The organism is Acinetobacter sp. 797_lipA, assembly GCF_058243025.1.
Genome location: NZ_JBZAYQ010000001.1, coordinates 1,148,930 through 1,167,806, shown reverse-complemented (window position 1 = coordinate 1,167,806; position 18,877 = coordinate 1,148,930). Strand labels below are relative to the sequence as shown.

Here is an 18,877-nt window from a genome sequence, read left to right as displayed (position 1 = left end):
TTAATCTTTCAAATTAAACAATACGTTTTAGAGTAGCACACTCTGAAAAGTTTGCTCTAGCGCTTCAGTATGAAATACCCAGTTTTGGCAAAACTAATTTTAAAATATTGAGTACTTTTTAAACTATTCGATAAGACTGCATTTTTCATACATTTCTTACATGATTCATCCGACAAGCTATGTTCCAATAAACAATGATTTAATAAAACATGACTGGGGTATGAAATGAAAAAGAATATCGCTATTGCTGGAGCAGCAGCACTAACACTACTTCTAAGCGCTTGTGCATCGACACCAAGCAATTCTTTGGCGATCCAAAAAGCTGACAATCAATACGAAGTTACGGGTATTGGTAAAACTGCATTGATTGCAAAAAACAACGCCATTGAAGCAGCAGCTAAAACTTGTGGCTCTAAAGCAACGGCGATTGTGAGTGATGAAAAAACTGAATATCAAGGTGCTTTAAAAGGCGTCGTGAGCGATGAAACTGGAAAAATGATCCAAGCAGCCGCATCTGTACTAGGTTCTATTTCGGGTACAAACTCAGGCATTAACCAAGACAGTGACTATCAAACAATCCTGACTTTTTCGTGTAAAGCAAAATAAAGATGCCATAAAAAAACCGCTTATCTGAGCGGTTTTTTTTACACCAATCACGTCAAACGATTAGCAATAACCTTCTAAACGTGTCAGTGGTAGTTTTTGCCCAATGGCTTTTTCAATTTCGGGTAGATAGAACGCATCATCTTCAGATAAAAAACTAATACTCACACCACTTGTACCTGCACGGCCTGTACGACCAATACGGTGTACGTAGTCATCCGACTGTTCAGGCAAGGTGAAATTCACCACATGCGATACACCATCCACATGGATACCACGCCCCGCAACATCAGTTGCAATCATGATGTTATGTTGACCATTTTTAAATTGATCTAGCATTTTCAAACGTTTGTCTTGTGCGATTTCACCTGACAACATCACCACTTTATAGCCATCACGCTTTAAGTTGTCATAGAGTTTACGCACTTGATCGCGCCGATTTGCGAAAATCATCACTTTTTCAATAGGCTCATCGCGCAGAATGTCTTGTAGCAATTTATATTTATCTGACTTTGCGACCATGTACACCCGTTGTTCAACATCTGCATTGGTCTTCTTCTCTGGCTCAATTTCAACAGTTACAGGTTCAAACAACCACTGCTGTGCAAGGTTTAAAACATCGTAACTAAACGTTGCAGAGAACATCAGAGTCTGACGTTGTTCCTTACGCGGTGAGAAACGAACAATACGTTTTACTGAAGGAATAAAGCCCATATCCAATAAGCGATCGGCTTCATCAATCACTAAAAATTCAATCTGGTCGAGCCAAACTTCTTTTTGTTCAACAAAGTCAATCAGACGACCTGGCGTCGCCACCATAATATCGACAGGTTTTTTATCAAGTTGTGCTTTTTGTTTATCAAAGTCAACGCCGCCTAAAAGCGTCACGACATGTAAATCTGAGAATTTCGTGAGTTCTTTCGCATCGCTTTCAATTTGCAATGCAAGCTCTCGGGTCGGTGCTAAAATCAAGGCGCGAGGTTCACCGCGGTAGCGCTGCTCTTGAATTGGGTTATTCAGCAAGTCGTTAATCACGCTCACCAAAAATGCCGCTGTTTTACCAGTTCCCGTTTGCGCACGACCAATTGCATCGTGTCCCGCCAAAGTGAATTTTAAAACCTTTTGCTGAATAGGCGTCATATCCTTAAAACCTAAAGCATCAATAGCTCGTTTAAGTTGAGGATGTAAATTTAAGGTTTCAAAACCTGATGACATATATGTGCGCTCTGACGAAAAATCACGAAAATTAATCTGTAGTATAAACAAAAACGCCCCAATTTACATTGAGGCGTTTTAAAGTACGTTCAGACAATTAGTCTAAAGGTTGTACTTCTTCAGCTTGGAAGCCTTTTTGACCTTTTACAACGCTGAATTCAACGCGTTGGCCGTCACGTAGTGAACGGTGGCCGTCGCCTTGGATTGCACGGAAGTGAACGAATACATCGTCGCCGCCATTGCGTTGAATAAAGCCGAAGCCTTTAGTGTCGTTGAACCATTTAACTACGCCTTGTTCACGAGCTGTCATAAGTTAATCCTCATTGTATCTAAAAGAAGGACCACCCGGTGTTGCAAACAGCAGACCAAACAAGGTTTAAAAATATTTATTATTTCTAAGCTTGTAATCATTCTGTATAACTATTAACAAAATCCCGGTTACATCCATTTGTAAAATAGGATTTAAAACAATTTATGGTTGTGTTAAATCCCAGTACGCGACGAGCTTAACATGGGTTAAAAACAATTCATACCCTTTTTTTTGATTAATCGTCTTTTTAATTCAGCATATTTTTTAACTAGTTATTTGTAATTTTAGATATAGCGACTATAGGCCTACAACACATGAAATATTTGGGTTTTGGCACTGAATTTGCTACTATTTCTACCCACCTAAATGTTGTGAAGCCTGCCCTAGCTATATGAGTGATATCGAACAAAATACCAACATTATTGATGCAATAGGGCAACCATGTCCTATGCCTCTGTTGTTGCTTAAACGCGCACTTAAAAAGAGTCCGGCGCAGCATTTTCTATTAAAATCGTCTGATCCGCACAGTCAGATCGATATCACGCGTTATTGCGAAATCCATCATTTAACTTGTGTTTTGAAACAAATTAATGAACATGAATTTCACTACTTCATTGAATCTTAATTCTTTTCAATTACACTAAGTCTATTCACATTTGCATAAAAGTTTACATTTCTATACCCAATTTTCCATTATTCAGTGGAAGATTGGATTAAGATAAATTCAATTGTTGGGTAAAAATGAAATCCCTAAGGAGAACACATGAGTGACAGCAGCAATCAATTGATGCCCCTGTCATTATCGGCACCAGGTGTAAACTTGGGCGCTTATATTAGTACTGTCAACCAAATCCCGATTTTGACAGCGGAACAAGAAAAAGAGCTAGCTGAACGCTACTATTATGACCAAGACCTCGATGCCGCTAAACTTCTAGTCATGTCGCATCTACGTTTTGTGGTTCATATTGCCCGCAGTTATGCAGGCTACGGCTTACCTCAAGGTGACCTCATTCAAGAAGGTAACTTGGGCTTAATGAAAGCCGTTAAACGCTTCGACCCAAACATGGGCGTACGCTTGGTCTCTTTTGCGGTGCATTGGATTAAAGCAGAAATTCATGAATATGTGATTCGTAACTGGCGTATTGTCAAAATTGCGACAACTAAAGCACAACGTAAACTGTTCTTTAATTTACGTAGTCTAAAAAAATCGTCCAAAAAGCTCACTCTAAAAGAAGCGCAATCGATTGCAAATGACCTCAATGTAACACCTGAACAAGTGTTGGAAATGGAAGGTCGTTTAACTGCTTATGATGCAGCATTTGAAGCTCAGGGTGATGATGACGATGAAGGTTCAACCCATGTTGCACCTGCGCTTTATCTTGAAGATAACCGCTACGACCCAGCGCGTTTGGCTGAAGAAGAAGATTACGAAGAACAAAGCACCAATGCTCTGCATGATGCGATGGAACAACTTGATGATCGTTCACGTAATATTTTACAGCGCCGTTGGTTAGATGATGAAAAATCGACGCTGCACGAACTGGCTGCTGAATATAATGTTTCCGCAGAACGTATTCGTCAGCTTGAAAAAAATGCCATGGAAAAAATTAAAGTGGCGATGTCATCAAACTAAGATGATACCAATACAGAAAAGGGCGAAATGCCCTTTTCTTTTTACCAATAAATGAGACTTTTTGTCTTTTAACCTGTCTTAAAAATATGCTACTTTGTTGCGCACAGTGATATAAGTAAAGCATTGCATATGTGGATTGCGATTTCAGCGCTGAATTTAGCGTTTGCCGTTATATTAGGTGCCTTTGGCGCACATGGTCTCAAAGCACGTGCTACTGAAGCCCAATTGGCTTGGTGGCAAACTGCAACTGATTACTTTATTTACCATGCACTTGGTTTACTGGCGCTTGGCATTTTGGCCAAAGTTATTCCCCAACTTCCCATCAAAACCAGCTTTTTACTGATTCAAGTTGGCATCTTCTTTTTCTGTGGTTCCCTGTATGTCATGGCATTGGGCTTACCGCGTGGCCTAGGTGCGATTACCCCGATTGGTGGGGCATTGATGATTGCAGGTTGGTTGGTTTTGGCATGGAATGCCATGAAATATGCCAAGTAAATAACTAGAGATGAGCACGATGCAGATTTATTTAAACGGTGAACTACAGCATACCGAATGTAAAACCCTGCTTGAGTTGGTGCAAACCTTTGCACTTGAAGGCAAACGTTTTGCTGTTGAGCAAAATGAAAACATTATTAGTAAAAGTAAATTGGAACACACCCCAATTTGTGCAATGGATCGAATTGAAATTATTCATGCCGTCGGTGGCGGTTAATACGGAGTTCACATGCAAGACAGCCCTCTCATCATTGGTTCTAGATCATTTCAATCTCGTCTACTGGTGGGCACAGGTAAATATAAAGACCTGCAAGAAACCGATTTGGCCATTCAAGCCAGTGGCGCAGAAATCGTGACGGTTGCGATTCGTCGGGTCAATATTGGTCAGCATCCTGATCAACCAAACTTATTGTCCGTGGTCCCACCTGAAAAATATACCATTCTCCCAAATACAGCAGGCTGCTTTGATGCCAATAGTGCCGTGCGTACCTGTATGTTGGCGCGTGAATTATTAGACGGTCATAACTTGGTCAAGCTTGAAGTATTGGGCGATGAAAAAACGCTATATCCAAACATTACCGAAACATTAAAAGCGGCACGTACCTTGATTGACGATGGTTTTGAAATCATGGTCTATACCTCGGATGACCCAATTGTGGCACAAGAACTTGAAAGCATGGGCTGCGTTGCCATCATGCCTTTAGGTAGTTTGATTGGCTCTGGTTTAGGAATTTTAAATCCACACACGATTTCTATTATTAAAGAAAATGCCAAAGTCCCTGTATTAGTAGATGCTGGTGTGGGAACGGCAAGCGATGCAGCCATTGCCATGGAACTCGGCTGTGATGGCGTGTTGATGAATACCGCGATTGCTGCCGCTCAGCAACCAATTTTAATGGCTTCTGCTATGAAAAAAGCAGTTGAAGCGGGTCGAGAAGCATTTCTCGCAGGCCGTATGCCTCGCAAACGTATGGCCAACGCAAGCTCACCAGAAACAGGTTATTTCTTTAAATAATCTCTTAATCTGTTTTAAGCGATAAAAAGGATTCTTCGGAGTAATGCTGATCAGTTAAGACAAAATAGCTGAAATGCGGTAAAAATGAGCGTATCCAGATACGCTCATTTTTTTATGACTTTTTCTCAGAATTTAAGTTCAGCATTTCAGCAGACAGCTCCTTCACTTTCTAATTTTAGCGAATTAATTGATTTAAACTGGATTGAAGACTGTTTAAAACGGACCGGGAAAGCATCGGTCAGAAAAAGAAAACTCCCCGCAGAGCATGCTGTATGGCTAGTTATTGGACTTGCATTGTTCCGCGACCAGCCCATCTGGTATGTTGTTCAGCAGCTGCAGCTGGTTTTTGGCACGGCTGAAAGCTGCGCCCCAAGCGCATCAGTGCAGGCCAGACAGCGCTTGGGTCTGGAGCCTTTAAATGTCCTGTTCAATACACTGAGTCAGACATGGTTTGAAGATTCTCAGCCGCAATATTCCGCCTTTCATGGCCTAAGCATCTGCGCTGTAGATGGAGCCGTCTGGTCCATGCCCCACACAGATGAGAACTTCAGGCACTTCGGTTCTTCCAAAGGCAAAACGATAGCAGCACCTTGGCCGCAAGCCAGAGCGGTTTGCCTGATCAACACCAATACTCATGAAGTGATTGATGCCGGGATTGGAAGTATGGATCAAGGCGAGCTGACTTTAGCGAAGAAATTGAAAGTGCCTGCAAATAGCCTGACTTTATTTGACCGGGCCTACTTCTCTGCTGATTTCTTATCAGGGTGGCAGTCTCGGGAAAACTGCCATTGGCTTATGCGGGCTAAAGACAATCTGCGCTATGAAATTATCAGGAAAAACTCAGCGCATGACTTTCAAATCAGAATGCCTGTTTCTCCAAGAGCGAAGAAACTGAATCCGGATTTAGGTGACTATTGGGAAGCCCGCCTGATTGAAACTGAACAGTCTGGAAGGGTTAGACGATACGTTACATCATTATTAGATTCAAAGGCTTATCCTCTGGAAGAGGTCAGTACGCTGTATGCTCAGCGCTGGGAAATCGAGATGTGCTACCGTGAAATCAAGAGCGACCTGCAAGATGGGATGCATTTAAGAAGCAAGCAGCCTGAATTGGTGTATCAGGAATTATGGGGTGTATTGATTGCTTATAATATTCTTAGAAGGCAAATGAAATTTATGGCTCAACGGGCGAAAGTCAGCCCTTTGCGTATCAGTTTCCATATTGCTTCAATCAGCATTATCAATATATTAAGGCATACTCCGCTGGAATCGGCAGGGAATTTGCCCAAGCATTTAGAGCGTTTGCTGGAACAGTCTAAAATGTTTGTTTTGCCTGAAAGAAGATCAAGGCAATGCCCTAGAGTCGTCAAAATAAAGCCTCAAAAGTACCCAAGAAAATGCCAGTCAATTTCTTAACTGACTGGCATTAATTCTTCGGAGTCCTTTTTTATTTATTTCAACACTAGGACAACACTTTATGATGACCTAGGTTGTAGGGACATTTCGCCACACGCTTTGATACACTCAACCATCTTTATTTATTAACATCGATAACCATATAAAAATGAGAGGAAACGATGCCCATTCAAAAATGGATCAGACCAACACTCATACTCAACACCCTATTTTTCATAACACTCACAAGCAATGCTTGGGCCAAAGTAGAGGAAAAACCGACTCTCAAAACAAGCTACCAATCTTTTGTGCCAAAAAACTGGAAGATTTTAGAAAAAGTCCAAGGTGATTTAAACCAAGATGGTCAAGCGGATATTGCCCTGATTATTGAAGACACCAATCCTGAACATATTGTTAAAAATGATCGCTTAGGGAGTGATGTCCTCAATATCAATGGACGAAAAATTTTGCTTTTATTGAAGCAAACGCATGGTTATCAACTTGCGGCGACTAATACTACTTTGCCGACAGAAGGTGACATAGAGTCCCCTTGCCTCGCAGATCCACTCGGTGAGACTGAAGCATTAAGCATTCAAAAAGGTGTGCTTAAAGTTCATTTGCACTACTGGTTAAGCTGTGGTTCGTGGTATGTGACCAATCACACGTATACCTTCCGATACCAAGACCGTGCATTTAAACTGATTGGTTATGATGTCGATGATTTCCACCGTGCATCAGGCGACATCACGGCGCGAAGTATCAACTTTATGACAGGCAAAGTAAAAAGTACAACAGGTAAAAATGAGTTTGCTGAAACAACACAACCTGTCAAAGTTCAATGGTCAACATTAAAACAGCGTTATGCATTGAAACTCGAACAGGTTCAGTTTAATGAAACACTGGAGTTTCAATAAACGGAGCGAAGAAAAGCGCTGTCAAACTCATATGCATCACTTATTGCGCTTCTAAAATACGAATTTGTACATGAGCAACTGCACCTTCGGTTGCTTGAGCATGTTGCTGCATATTGATACTGTGCATATGGGTTTCTAAATGCTGCATGCTTTCCCATTTTTCATACATCATGATTGAAAACGGTACTTTGGTTTGTAATGCACTCTCAACAGCAGGATGGTCGATATGCACATCATAGAGATGGCAACCGGGCTCTTGTAATACTTGCTCACGGATGTTGTTGAATGAATCAAGAACCGTTGTAAAATCTTGCTCTGAATGACAAATAATTTCAGCTATTACAGTTAACATGGTCACTTCTCCCGATTAAGCAAAAACTTGCGTCAAATGGTCACGGTACTGTGCCATATAGGCTTCAACTTCAGGGGCTTTAATCACATCATTGACAATAAACGTCGGTAAGGTTTTCATTCCTAAGAACTGATTGGCTTTGTGAAAAGGTAAATAAACCCCGTCGACCCCAACCCCATGGAAAAATTGTTCAGCATCATTAAATGCATCCATCGGTGCATTCCATGTCAACGACAGCATATAGTTTTTATCGTGAATCAGACCACCTGAACCATATTTTTTTGAAGCATCTGCACGTGAGCGACCATCATTGGCATACAGACTACCGTGCCCTTCGGTAAAGACATCATCGATATACTTTTTCACAGTCCATGGTGCACCCATCCACCAACCCGGCATTTGGTAAATCACGGTGTCTGCCCACAGAAATTTTTCCACTTCAACTTTTGCATCATATTCACTGTCAGCGCGTGTCACTTGAACCTGATGTCCTAAGCCTGACAAGACCTCTTGTGCAAGTTCAGTTAAGGTATCGTTTAACTGACCATTTGAGTGTGCAAAAGTTTTCGCACCGTTAATTAATAAAATATTTTTCATGGGAAGAGCCTAAAAACCAAAATCTATGCAGGCACTATAAAGACTCTGTTCTGCGCTAAAAAGTAGTGAATCTGCAAAATATTATTGACTAAATATCAATAATAAATTTTAAAGTATGAAAAAAAGCGCCTTTCGGCGCTTCTTCAATGCATCAAAATTAAGGAATTAGACCTTCATCTCGCATTGCTATTTGTACCGACTGACGTTCAGCCACTTTATTACGGATAAAGATAATATTTTTATATGGTGATAAGTCATGTTCGATGCCATTTGACCAATTGGTGAGGACAAATAAATACGCATCTGCGGGGCCAAAATTATCATCGACCAAATAGTCATGATCCGACTCACCAATTTGTTTATCAATATAACTGAGTAAACGATCAATCTCAGCGTAGGCTTTTTCTTTGGCAGCAGCATCTAATGGCGCACCGAAGAAAACAGCATAAGCATCGTGCAATTCAGAGTTTAAATAACCTAACCATTCTAAAACTTTGGCACGCCCCAAACCCGATGGCGGAATAAGATCTTGTTTTGGATCATGTTGTGCTAAAAATGGCAAAATGGCTACATTTTCAGTCAGAATCAAACCTGGATTAATTTCTAAAGCGGGTACATATCCTTTTGGATTAATTTCGTAATAATCTGCACCTTTTTCTGTTTTATGTGTTTTTAAATCTACTCGGACTAAATCAAAGTCAACATTAATTTCATTGAGGATAATGTGCGCCGCAAGTGAGCACGCACCCGGTGCATAATAAAGCTTCATATCTGATCCTTGTTATAACTCTATTCTCTGTTTTAAATGGCTTCTAACAAACTTTCAAGTGATCAAAACCTGTAAATTGCAAAAAAGCGTAAACGAAAAATCATTCGTTCGCCTATTGAATATTGTCTAATTCACATTTTTTTTCAAGTACAACAACACTGCAATTTGCGACAGAGTTGTTTTAACATAGCGCCCTTGACCCTAAAATGAATTTGATCTGTGATTAGCCTTAAAAAAAATGAATGGTTTTCTAACATTCGTACCGATGTTCTTGCTGGTTTAGTGGTAGGACTTGCACTCATACCCGAATCTATTGCTTTTTCAGCCATTGCAGGTGTCGACCCTCAGGTCGGTCTTTACGCCTCCTTTTGTATCGCAGTAAGCATTGCATTCTTTGGCGGTCGTCCTGCCATGATTTCCGCAGCAACAGGCGCGATGGCATTACTGATGATCACCTTGGTCAAAGAACATGGTCTCCAGTATTTACTGGCAGCAACCATTCTCACTGGTGTGATTCAGATCATAGCGGGTTATTTTAAAGTCGCTAAACTGATGCGCTTTGTTTCACAGTCCGTGGTCTATGGCTTTTTAAATGCATTGGCGATATTGATTTTTGTGGCACAACTGCCCGAATTAAACCGAATGGACAGTATGGGTTATGTCTTTGTAGCCCTTGGCCTCGCTGTCATTTACCTATTCCCTTATATTCCTAAAATAGGTAAAGCGATCCCCTCGCCTCTGATTTGTATTATTGTTCTCACCACTTTGGCGCTGTTTTTAGGTGCGGATATGCGTATGGTCAGTGACTTAGGTCATTTTCCCGATACTTTACCTATTTTTTTACTGCCTGATATTCCACTGAACTTTGAAACGCTCCAGATTGTTTTTCCTTACTCCATCACACTGGCAACCGTGGGCCTGCTTGAGAGCATGATGACCACCACGGTAGTCAATGAAGTTACAGGCACCGAAGGCGACCGTCATCAAGAATGTCGTGGACAAGGCATGGCCAATATTGTGAGTGGTTTTATGGGCGGTATGGCAGGCTGTGCCATGATTGGGCAGTCTGTGATTAATGTCAGCTCTGGTGCGCGTACTCGACTTTCGACCCTAGTAGCAGGTGTATTTCTGCTATGTTTAGTGGTGTTTTTTAAGGATTGGCTAGCTTATATTCCGATGGCGGCTTTGGTTGCCATTATGATCATGGTGGCGTTTACTACATTCCAATGGGACTCGGTTAAAAACATCGCTAAACACCCGCTACAAAGTAATGTAGTGATGTTGAGTGTCGTGATGATTGTCTTAGCCACACATAATCTTGCCTTAGGTGTCTTTGTCGGAGTTTTACTGTCTGCATTATTTTTCATAAACAAGCTGGAAAGTACGGTTCATGTCCAGTCGGAACTACATAACCATACCCGTCGCTATCTAGTAGGCGGTCAAATTTTCTTTAGTAGTTCAGAGAAATTCTTTCAGTTTTTTGACTTTAATGAACATATTCAGAAGGTTGAAATTGAACTCAGTAATGCACATATTTGGGATATGACTTCAGTCCAAATGTTAAATGCTGTAGTTGAAAAGTTTGAAGCCCAAGGTGTTGTGGTCGAGGTGTTAGGCTTAAATGAAGCCAGCACTACCCTCATTGACCGTATCAGCTCATAAAAGGTTTCAAATCATAAACAAATTAAAAGGGCGATGACGCCCTTTTATTATTATCCATAAAGCAAGTTAAGACTGATTCTTGCGACGTCTTAAACTGCCATACAAGGCCAAACCAATTAACCCTAATGCAGACCACAACCCTGTACTTCCCGCACTGGTTTTATCCTCATCGTTAACCACTGCATCGTTTAAGTCTAAATCCACAATCACGGGGTCATGGTCAGAAGAGCGGTAAGCATCGTCCGCATAGAATGCAGCAATTTGCTCCTCAGTTTTATATTCTTCGTTATAGTCTAGTGCCGTCGGTTCATCTGCATTGATATGCCATGCAAATGCTTTTTTCACCAAAGGATAAAGTGCTGCATCAGCAATCGCATGGTCTAAATTGCCTGCACCACCATAACCTTGGGTATTACTGGCTACGCCGAAAACATAGCTATAAGCTGCTTTCCCCTGACCAATTTTTCCATCATTCAACAGCACTTTATAGTTGGCTTGTTCAAGCGCCAGAATTGGATCTTCTTTGGCATAACTGTTCATATCCCCCAACAGTAAGACATTCGGTTTACTTACCTGTGTTGGATTTTTCGCGACCCATTGCATTAACGCTTGTACCGCTTTAACGCGGGTTGGATTCCAGCAACCTTGACCATCGCCCTGATCTGCCTCTATCGAAATTTTATCATCTGGACAGCTACCTTTAGACTTCAAATGGTTCGGAATAACCGTAAAAGTTTTCCCGCCTGATAAGGCTTGAAAGGTCTGCGCCATCGTGACTCGGTTTTTCTGGCTCTGGTCATCAAAGACCGCTGCAACATTGATTGGTTTGACCCGCTTGGCATTATAAATAATAGCAACAGCAATCGCATCGGTTCCAAGTTTGTCAGCATTCGGAGGCGTTACATATTTCCAGTCGCTTCCAAGTGCCTCAGCTAAATAAGCAACTGCGCTACGCTCGCCATAACCATTGTTGGCAATTTCCATCAGACCATAAACATCTGCATCAATCGCTTTTAATGCACTGACAATTTTCAGATGTTGCTTTTTAAACTCAGCCTCAGAACTTGCACCACGTTCAGTTGGAAAACCTTGTGCCAAACCATTGTCATAATTCAGTACGTTAAATGCTGCAACACGAACTTGCTGTGTAGCCTTTGCTGGAACGCTTGCACGTGGGTTTGTCGTGTCTAAGACTTGCGGCGCTGTTGCACCAAGCACAGGTTGAATTCGCCATTGGTTATAGCGGTATTCTAAAATGCCTTGTACATTTTGCAGTTGTGCACCTGTTCGTAGGGTGTTTTTAGCACTAAAGGAAGTTGGCAACCACGGCGTTCTGTTCTGATTATTATAACCATCATCCAAAATGAGTTTAGACCGTAAATTTTGCTGTGCCAGTGCTTTGGCTTCGGTTGAATGAGCAGGATATAGATTGGTTGGGATATATAAACGCGCGGGGCTTAAAGCCAACTGACCATAACGCCCATAGTCATAGTTTTCACTGACCGTTAAGGTTTGAGGAATATTGACCAACATGCCTTGATAGCGTTTTGGTGCATGGCCTGACATTTCAGTCAAATTATCAAAGGGCAAATTGATCGCCATTGGCTTAACCCAATCACTTGCCGAAGGATTACATACGTTTATATCGCTGCTTAAATCTTGAAGCTGTAATTGGTTTTGATAGGTTTTCAGTTTGCCTTTGAAAATGACTTCCTGCCCGACTTGCCCACCGGTCACGCGACTTGAAGAGGGAACATAGACAAACACCGCATTACTGGTATTTGCAGTAGCCTGAGCATCTGGAGTTTGGACAAAGAAACCTGAAAAACCATTGTTATAACGATAATCAGCCGTGATTACGCCTTTCACCACATACTCCACATCTTGCGCGGCACTTTGCAATGCTGCAATTGGGGTAGCTGTCGTACTACAGCTCACGGTGGTCAATGGTGGTACCACTGTATTTCCAGCAAGATAACTGGAAAAAGCATCTCGATCTGACCATTTTTCCCATGCCGATGCCAAATCAAACGGCGCGGTAACGTCTATCCCCGTACTAGAAACATTATTACTTAATAGTATGCGTTTAAAACTATTCGCTGTTGCAACACTACCCCATCCAGTGCTTGGTCTTTCGCCCACTGTACCAAAGCGGTCAATCGCAATACCATTATGATAAAGCACCAAAGCATCGTCACCATTGAAAGCTAAGTTCGCCTGCTGTTGTACCGCATCGCCCAGCGCTTCTTTTAAAGCAGAATGCCCGACTAGATAATGCCCCTTTCCTACCAATTGCCCTGTCAAACTCACCGTCAAATTTGCACTGCTACTGCCATTTGCAAACTGCTTGATCTGATATTCTGCCAAGTTGACCGTCGTCGGATCTGGATTATAAACTTCCAATCCTTTCTTATTTGAAGTTCCATCTACATACTGACTAAATAATAGTTGTGCATACGCAGGAAAAGAACAACCTGCCAAAATCAGGCTCAGGCTTAATATCTGTGGCTTAAAATTTTTCATCATTTTTTTATCAGTTGGTTAAATCGTATGGCAGGTTAATTTTTATTCGTTACATCATGATTAATAAATGATGACAGTTTTTAGGCTAATCAAAATAGAGCGTGCTGAATTTGATAAATTCTGAGTAAAAAATTTGACTTGTCCTGCTCAGGACTTACAATACCGCTTTCGAATTTCTACATCTGCCAAAATTATGACGAATGATCAATTAGACCAGCAAGTCGTCGAGCTAGACAACTTAAATGAACACCGCGAAATTGTGACATTTATGCGTCGTTCATCTCCGCTGAACACCTCGCAACGCACTGCGCTTGAACAATATGGTCACATGATTTTGGAATATCCTGTAGGCGACTTACGTCAGCAGTTTGAACATCCAGAGCGTCCGCTCACGGTTGAAATTGGCTTTGGTATGGGACGTTCATTGGTGTTGATGGCACAGGCCAACCCTGAACGTAACTATGTCGGGATTGAAGTGCATGTTCCGGGGATTGCGCAATGTGTGTATGAAGCTGGAATTGCAGGTTTAATCAATCTTCGTCTTTTAGATGCAGATGCCATTCAAGTATTACGTGAAATGCCAGATAACAGCATCAACGCTGTGCAACTCTACTTCCCAGATCCATGGCAGAAAAAACGTCACTTCAAACGTCGTTTCGTTTCCCATGACCGTATGCCACTGGTTGAGCAAAAGTTGGAAATGGGTGGCACATTCCACGCAGCGACAGACTGGGAACCGTATGCAGAGTGGATGATTGATGTACTCGATAACCGTCAAAATCTTGAAAATATGGCAGGTAAAGGTAACAGTTACCCGCGTCCAGACTGGCGTCCACAAACTAAATTTGAACGTCGTGGACTCGAAGAAGGTCATAAGATCAACGACTTCTTATTTAAGAAAATTAAATAAATTTCAGATCTCATAAAAATAGGGCCGAGAGCCCTATTTTTATGTCCGATGTTTTAAAACACATGCCGAATTTCAACCGTTGGATCATGTTCATCCAAACGTTTTGCCAAAATATGTAAACGTCGTGTCGGCACTGCGGGAAACAAATGATGCTCCACATGATAAAACATGTTGTAGGTCACGACCCGTTTAAACTCATTACGCACAGTACGCGCCATATACACATGATCTTCCGTATCATGATGCACCGTCCACACCGCAAAAAAAGCCGTCATGCATTGTCCAATCAACATGGCACTGACATGGTATTTTAAAATACTGATATCCAAGATCACAAAAACCAAAAACAATACCATGACGTTGGCAACAAGCTCAGCAGACATCCATTTTTTCTGGGTTTTAGTCCCAACCTCAAAGGCTTTTTTATGTAATATCCATGGAAAAACTGGGCCAAAAAGCAAAGCTTGCCACCACTTCATGGTTGCACTTTTTGCTTCAATATCTTCGTCCTGCATACAGTGCTGATGGTGGCGGAGGTGATTAATTTGTACAGCATGCATCGAACCGAGCATGACGATGCTCAAAACAAACATGACCCAATGAGTCGCAGGACGGCTAATACCTAAGGCAAAATGAAAAGCGTTATGCACCTGCCTGAGCCCTGTTAAGAAAAACATAAACGAGCAAAACAGCGCCAAGACATACCACTGTAAACCTGCAAAAATGAAAGAGACAATCAACCATGGCAAAGAGATAAATAATTCACTGATCACATCGGTACGGCCTAAATGAACGAGATCTTTCCACTGCACTTGTTCTAATAATGAATGTGAACGCATATACCCTCTATTTGTTTGTATTTATTTTAAGCAACACTGTACCGAATCTTAGGGCATAAAAAAAGCCACGTTTTCAGTGGCTTTGCTTGTTCTTTGTGACTCGCTTCTTCGTTTATTATTTTAAATGTCAACTGTGACGTTGACTGATCTGCTGACTCATTAAGGCATATACCTCAGCAAGATCCGCTCGTTGAGCTTGTCCAAGCATCTGTTGATGCATCTGTAGAATATTCTGATCTTGACGCATCGCAGGGCCAGTTTGCATCTGCTTCGGATCATTCTGTGTGGCTTTCTGCGCGGTTTCTAAGATCAAGGGATACAAGAGATTAAAATCGACCTGCTCTGCATCCACCACTTGTTTTGCCATGTCATAACAATAATTACTAAAATTACAGGCAAAAACGGCCGCTAAATGCAAACTTAGACGCTGCACAGAGCTGTAGCTATACACGCGTTGGCTCAGGCTTTCTGCCAGTATATGTAGTCTTTGAAGATCCGTATTTTCAGTGGCTTCTACAAACAACGGTGTATTTGACCAATCAATTTTACGTTCTAAGCTAAAGGTCTGTAAGGGATAAAAAACTCCTGCACGTGCATGTTTCGTCGCCAAAACTGAAAGAGCTGTACTCCCCGAAGTATGTACAATCAACACATTCGGCAGATATTCAGTCAAGGCCGAAATCACACTCGGAATAGACTGATCACTTACTGCAATAATCACCAAATCCACATCAGCATTTAACTGCTTAAAATGACTGACCGCCTTTGCATGTACGACTTGCGCTAAATCCGCGGCTTTGTCGAAGCTTCGGCTATAAATATTGATGATTTCATGCTGAGACATCAGGGCTTTAGCCAAATGATGAGCCACCCGCCCCGCTCCAATTAAACTGATCCGCATCTTCATTTCACTATTTTAAAGTGCCTACAGCATGCCAATAAAAAAAGGATGAAGCAATTCATCCTTTTTTTATTAAATTGATACTGACCAACTAAAACTTACGCAGAGTCAAAATCTGTTCACTACGGCCAAATGGCCCTTGTTCATCGTGCAAAACCGCACTGGTTAAGCCAATACCATCATCACCATATTGCTGAGTCGCTTCCAAACCTAACCATTTCCCTTGAGGTAAACGGTATAAATGCAGTTGTAAGTCTAAATTGGGAAAGCCCCATCCAGATGCTGGATTTTGACGTGGCACAATACCGTTGGCTGTGTCGACCATACCCAATAACCGCACAAAACTTGATGTGTCCTGAGCTTCCACCATGTCCAAATCATTATGTAACCAGACAATGCCTTTACCAGCACGGTGCCCTTCTGCCGCACGTGTCTCAATACTTTGGATATAACCACCCGGCCAACATTTCATTCCATCCCATACTGGCAAAGTTTCAGGATGTACAATCGATTGATCTTCTAGCCCTGCAATTGCACTGGTATCTTGCTTCATCATTTTCCAAGCACGGGCCACAATACAAGTCTTCCCGTTTGCCTGCATTTCCGCCTCGATCAGTTCAATGGTTTTTCCAGCACGAATGACACTGGTATGCACCGTAAACTCACCAAAAGCGATCAGTCCAAAAATATCTAAACTCACGCGTCCAATGCGCATCTCATCGCGTGGTTGAAACTGCTCTAACTCCGCACATAAAACCCCTGTTGCAGGTGCCATGTGCTGTTCATGCGGGTTCCATGCGCCTTGTGCATGAATATTGGAAAGATAAGACGCCGTACAGCTTCCATCACTGTGCTGTTCACGATTTAAAAGTTGATAATAGGCTGCCATGTGTATTCCTTCATTCTTATCTTTAAAATGTATCTTTTCACTGCCATTGGTTTTTACTTTTGTGCAAAAAAAACCATAATAATTCAACAGTTGACTATAAGTTCGTACTTCATGAAATCCAACTTTAGTCAGAAGCTCTCGCATCTGGCTGGCCGAGACTAAATAAAAATCTTGTTGCAGGCGCTCAATCATTTTTTCACTCTGTACCACCGTCAAACCATTGCTCTGACATAAGGTTTGTAAAACATTGAGTTCAGTGTCAACACTAGAACGCATCAGGTCATAGCTGAGTAAAATGGCTTGATTTTTAAGACAGCGTAAAATGTCGGCAAAGAAGAATGACTTTGCTTCAAGTGGAATAAAATGCGCCACCAATATGGCTAAAGCGGCATCAAACTGTGAACTTTCCTGTAATGCCGTCGTATCACCATGCACAAAGTGAACCCGCGTTAAATCACTATGGGTCTCGCTCAATAACTGCTTCGCTTTTTCAATCATGGTCAAAGATGGGTCAACCGCGGTAAAACTCCACGTTGGATGCTGCGCCAACAAATATGAAAGCTCATAACCTGTACCACATCCCACAATCAATACATGCGCATGTTCTGGTAGATGTGTTTTTAAAATGGCTTGAATTTGCAGATGAACCAACTCATAACCTGGAATGAGCTTACGAATATGTTGATCATAACCATCCACTACAGTTTGACTCTGAAAGTCTTTCGCCATTTTATTATTCACTCATCTACTTTTATTCGTCGCCCTAAATCTACACGTTCATGACCGTATGTTCTAGCACTTAAGCCACAGCCATAGCATCGACCGTTAACTCAGTAAGTTGCGGTTTGGCTTTTTCTGCATGTAGACCCAGCTTTTGAAAGAGTTGTTGATCCTTGCCTTGTGCCGTATTTGGCGTAGTCAGCAATTTCTCACCCGAAAACAGTGAATTTGCGCCTGCCATGAAAGCCAAAGCTTGATCGGCATCGGACAACGATTCACGTCCCGCGGACAGACGAATATAGCTTTTCGGCATAATGATCCGCGCTACCGCAATAGTGCGAATCCACTCCGTCACATCTAACTTGTCAACTTCTGCCAAAGGCGTACCTTGCATTGGAACCAGCATGTTGATCGGCACAGACTCAGGATGTATCGGTAAAGTCGCCAATTCAAACAACAAGCCAATTCGATCTTTGGTCTCTTCACCTAGGCCAACAATCCCGCCACTACACACTTTTAAGCCTGCCTCTCGAACATGACTTAAGGTATCTAGACGGTCATCAAAACTACGGGTACTAATCACATTTGGATAGTACTCACGAGACGTGTCTAAGTTATGGTTGTAATAATCGAGTCCTGCACCTTTTAATCGTTCGGCTTGGGAGGCATTTAGCATGCCTAGGGTCATACAGGTTTCTAAACCCAATGCTTTGACTTCACGCACCATATCCAAGACATAAGGCATATCGCGTTCATGTGGATTGCGCCATGCCGCGCCCATACAAAACCGTGTAGAACCCGAGGCCTTCGCCTGCTGTGCTTCGCTAATGACCTTTTCAACCGCAATTCTTTTTTCAGCTTCAAGCTTTGAGTCATAGCGCGCAGACTGTGAACAGTATTTGCAGTCTTCAGGGCATTTGCCTGTTTTGATCGACAGTAAAGTACTGACTTGAATGGCATTCGCTTCAAAGTACTGACGATGAATTTGCTGTGCTTGAAAGACCAAATCTAAAAAAGGCTGTTGGTAGAATGCTTGTATTTCAGCGCGAGTCCAATCATTTCTCAGGTGCATATGCTATTCCTTTTGCTTTTCACTTCGGACTTTCCTTTGGCTTTAACCCAGCAAAGGAAAGTC

Annotated in this window: 20 protein-coding genes and 1 pseudogene; 10 read left to right on the top strand and 11 right to left on the bottom strand. The window is 41.9% G+C overall.

What is annotated here, in order from left to right; all coding sequences use genetic code 11:
* Positions 1 to 225: 225 nt before the first annotated feature.
* Positions 226 to 606 carry a hypothetical protein gene (locus tag AC4CU2_RS05665; protein ID WP_004982234.1) on the top strand — a complete coding sequence of 127 codons (381 nt, stop codon included), beginning with the start codon at positions 226 to 228 and terminating at the stop codon, positions 604 to 606.
* Between the two features lie 60 nt (positions 607 to 666).
* Here the strand turns inward: AC4CU2_RS05665 and rhlB are convergent, their stop codons facing one another.
* Both rhlB and AC4CU2_RS05655 read right to left on the bottom strand, forming a co-directional pair.
* Complete coding sequence (gene rhlB / locus AC4CU2_RS05660; protein WP_004982241.1) at positions 667 to 1,818, bottom strand: ATP-dependent RNA helicase RhlB; 1,152 nt, start codon at positions 1,816 to 1,818, stop codon at positions 667 to 669.
* 97 nt (positions 1,819 to 1,915) lie between these two features.
* The gene (locus tag AC4CU2_RS05655) at positions 1,916 to 2,128 is read right to left on the bottom strand and encodes a cold-shock protein (protein ID WP_004648643.1); all 213 of its coding nucleotides are present in this window, start codon (positions 2,126 to 2,128) and stop codon (positions 1,916 to 1,918) included.
* 391 nt (positions 2,129 to 2,519) lie between these two features.
* Between AC4CU2_RS05655 and AC4CU2_RS05650 the strand changes: the two genes are divergently transcribed.
* The 7 genes from AC4CU2_RS05650 to AC4CU2_RS05620 all read left to right on the top strand — a co-directional run bounded on the left by AC4CU2_RS05650 (position 2,520) and on the right by AC4CU2_RS05620 (position 7,580).
* Positions 2,520 to 2,753, top strand: a complete 234-nt coding sequence (locus tag AC4CU2_RS05650; protein WP_234950430.1) for a sulfurtransferase TusA family protein — start codon at positions 2,520 to 2,522, stop codon at positions 2,751 to 2,753.
* Positions 2,754 to 2,891: 138 nt separating this feature from the next.
* Positions 2,892 to 3,761, top strand: coding sequence for an RNA polymerase sigma factor RpoH (rpoH, locus tag AC4CU2_RS05645; RefSeq protein ID WP_004982243.1), 870 nt, complete (start codon positions 2,892 to 2,894; stop codon positions 3,759 to 3,761).
* Between the two features lie 129 nt (positions 3,762 to 3,890).
* A complete protein-coding gene (locus tag AC4CU2_RS05640; protein WP_078388930.1) occupies positions 3,891 to 4,256 on the top strand; it encodes a DUF423 domain-containing protein in 366 nt (121 codons plus the stop codon).
* A 19-nt stretch (positions 4,257 to 4,275) separates the two neighbouring features.
* Positions 4,276 to 4,473, top strand: a complete 198-nt coding sequence (gene thiS, locus AC4CU2_RS05635) for a sulfur carrier protein ThiS (RefSeq protein WP_078388931.1) — start codon at positions 4,276 to 4,278, stop codon at positions 4,471 to 4,473.
* A 12-nt stretch (positions 4,474 to 4,485) separates the two neighbouring features.
* Positions 4,486 to 5,271, top strand: coding sequence for a thiazole synthase (locus AC4CU2_RS05630; protein ID WP_004696243.1), 786 nt, complete (start codon positions 4,486 to 4,488; stop codon positions 5,269 to 5,271).
* A gap of 114 nt (positions 5,272 to 5,385) precedes the next feature.
* A complete protein-coding gene (locus tag AC4CU2_RS05625) occupies positions 5,386 to 6,687 on the top strand; it encodes an IS4 family transposase (RefSeq protein ID WP_039891156.1) in 1,302 nt (433 codons plus the stop codon).
* A gap of 161 nt (positions 6,688 to 6,848) precedes the next feature.
* Positions 6,849 to 7,580 carry a hypothetical protein gene (locus AC4CU2_RS05620; RefSeq protein ID WP_490768413.1) on the top strand — a complete coding sequence of 244 codons (732 nt, stop codon included), beginning with the start codon at positions 6,849 to 6,851 and terminating at the stop codon, positions 7,578 to 7,580.
* A 40-nt stretch (positions 7,581 to 7,620) separates the two neighbouring features.
* Here AC4CU2_RS05620 and AC4CU2_RS05615 read toward each other — a convergent pair whose 3' ends face one another.
* From AC4CU2_RS05615 to AC4CU2_RS05605, 3 genes are all read right to left on the bottom strand, one after another.
* Entirely contained in the window at positions 7,621 to 7,932 is a 312-nt protein-coding gene (locus AC4CU2_RS05615; protein ID WP_125273496.1) for a putative quinol monooxygenase, read from the bottom strand.
* 15 nt (positions 7,933 to 7,947) lie between these two features.
* The gene (locus AC4CU2_RS05610) at positions 7,948 to 8,529 is read right to left on the bottom strand and encodes an NAD(P)H-dependent oxidoreductase (RefSeq protein ID WP_490768412.1); all 582 of its coding nucleotides are present in this window, start codon (positions 8,527 to 8,529) and stop codon (positions 7,948 to 7,950) included.
* A 157-nt stretch (positions 8,530 to 8,686) separates the two neighbouring features.
* A complete protein-coding gene (locus AC4CU2_RS05605; RefSeq protein ID WP_078388936.1) occupies positions 8,687 to 9,298 on the bottom strand; it encodes a glutathione binding-like protein in 612 nt (203 codons plus the stop codon).
* Between the two features lie 219 nt (positions 9,299 to 9,517).
* Between AC4CU2_RS05605 and AC4CU2_RS05600 the strand changes: the two genes are divergently transcribed.
* Positions 9,518 to 10,960, top strand: coding sequence for a SulP family inorganic anion transporter (locus AC4CU2_RS05600; protein ID WP_490768411.1), 1,443 nt, complete (start codon positions 9,518 to 9,520; stop codon positions 10,958 to 10,960).
* A gap of 66 nt (positions 10,961 to 11,026) precedes the next feature.
* Here AC4CU2_RS05600 and AC4CU2_RS05595 read toward each other — a convergent pair whose 3' ends face one another.
* Positions 11,027 to 13,483, bottom strand: coding sequence for an ExeM/NucH family extracellular endonuclease (locus AC4CU2_RS05595; RefSeq protein WP_490769212.1), 2,457 nt, complete (start codon positions 13,481 to 13,483; stop codon positions 11,027 to 11,029).
* 193 nt (positions 13,484 to 13,676) lie between these two features.
* Here AC4CU2_RS05595 and trmB point away from each other — a divergent pair, with 193 nt between their 5' ends.
* Positions 13,677 to 14,393, top strand: coding sequence for a tRNA (guanosine(46)-N7)-methyltransferase TrmB (gene trmB / locus AC4CU2_RS05590; protein ID WP_490768410.1), 717 nt, complete (start codon positions 13,677 to 13,679; stop codon positions 14,391 to 14,393).
* Between the two features lie 53 nt (positions 14,394 to 14,446).
* Here the strand turns inward: trmB and AC4CU2_RS05585 are convergent, their stop codons facing one another.
* The 5 genes and pseudogenes from AC4CU2_RS05585 to bioB form a co-directional block, all read right to left on the bottom strand.
* Positions 14,447 to 15,232, bottom strand: coding sequence for a fatty acid desaturase family protein (locus tag AC4CU2_RS05585; protein ID WP_490768409.1), 786 nt, complete (start codon positions 15,230 to 15,232; stop codon positions 14,447 to 14,449).
* Between the two features lie 127 nt (positions 15,233 to 15,359).
* Positions 15,360 to 16,133: a Rossmann-like and DUF2520 domain-containing protein gene (locus tag AC4CU2_RS05580; protein WP_490768408.1), complete on the bottom strand. Its 774-nt coding sequence runs from the start codon at positions 16,131 to 16,133 to the stop codon at positions 15,360 to 15,362.
* Between the two features lie 91 nt (positions 16,134 to 16,224).
* Entirely contained in the window at positions 16,225 to 17,022 is a 798-nt protein-coding gene (locus tag AC4CU2_RS05575) for a thioesterase family protein (protein ID WP_279043050.1), read from the bottom strand.
* 57 nt (positions 17,023 to 17,079) lie between these two features.
* Positions 17,080 to 17,751 (bottom strand): annotated as a pseudogene (locus AC4CU2_RS05570) (class I SAM-dependent methyltransferase); the annotation flags it as partial.
* 70 nt (positions 17,752 to 17,821) lie between these two features.
* Positions 17,822 to 18,814, bottom strand: coding sequence for a biotin synthase BioB (gene bioB, locus AC4CU2_RS05565; RefSeq protein ID WP_490768407.1), 993 nt, complete (start codon positions 18,812 to 18,814; stop codon positions 17,822 to 17,824).
* Between the last annotated feature and the right edge of the window lie 63 nt (positions 18,815 to 18,877).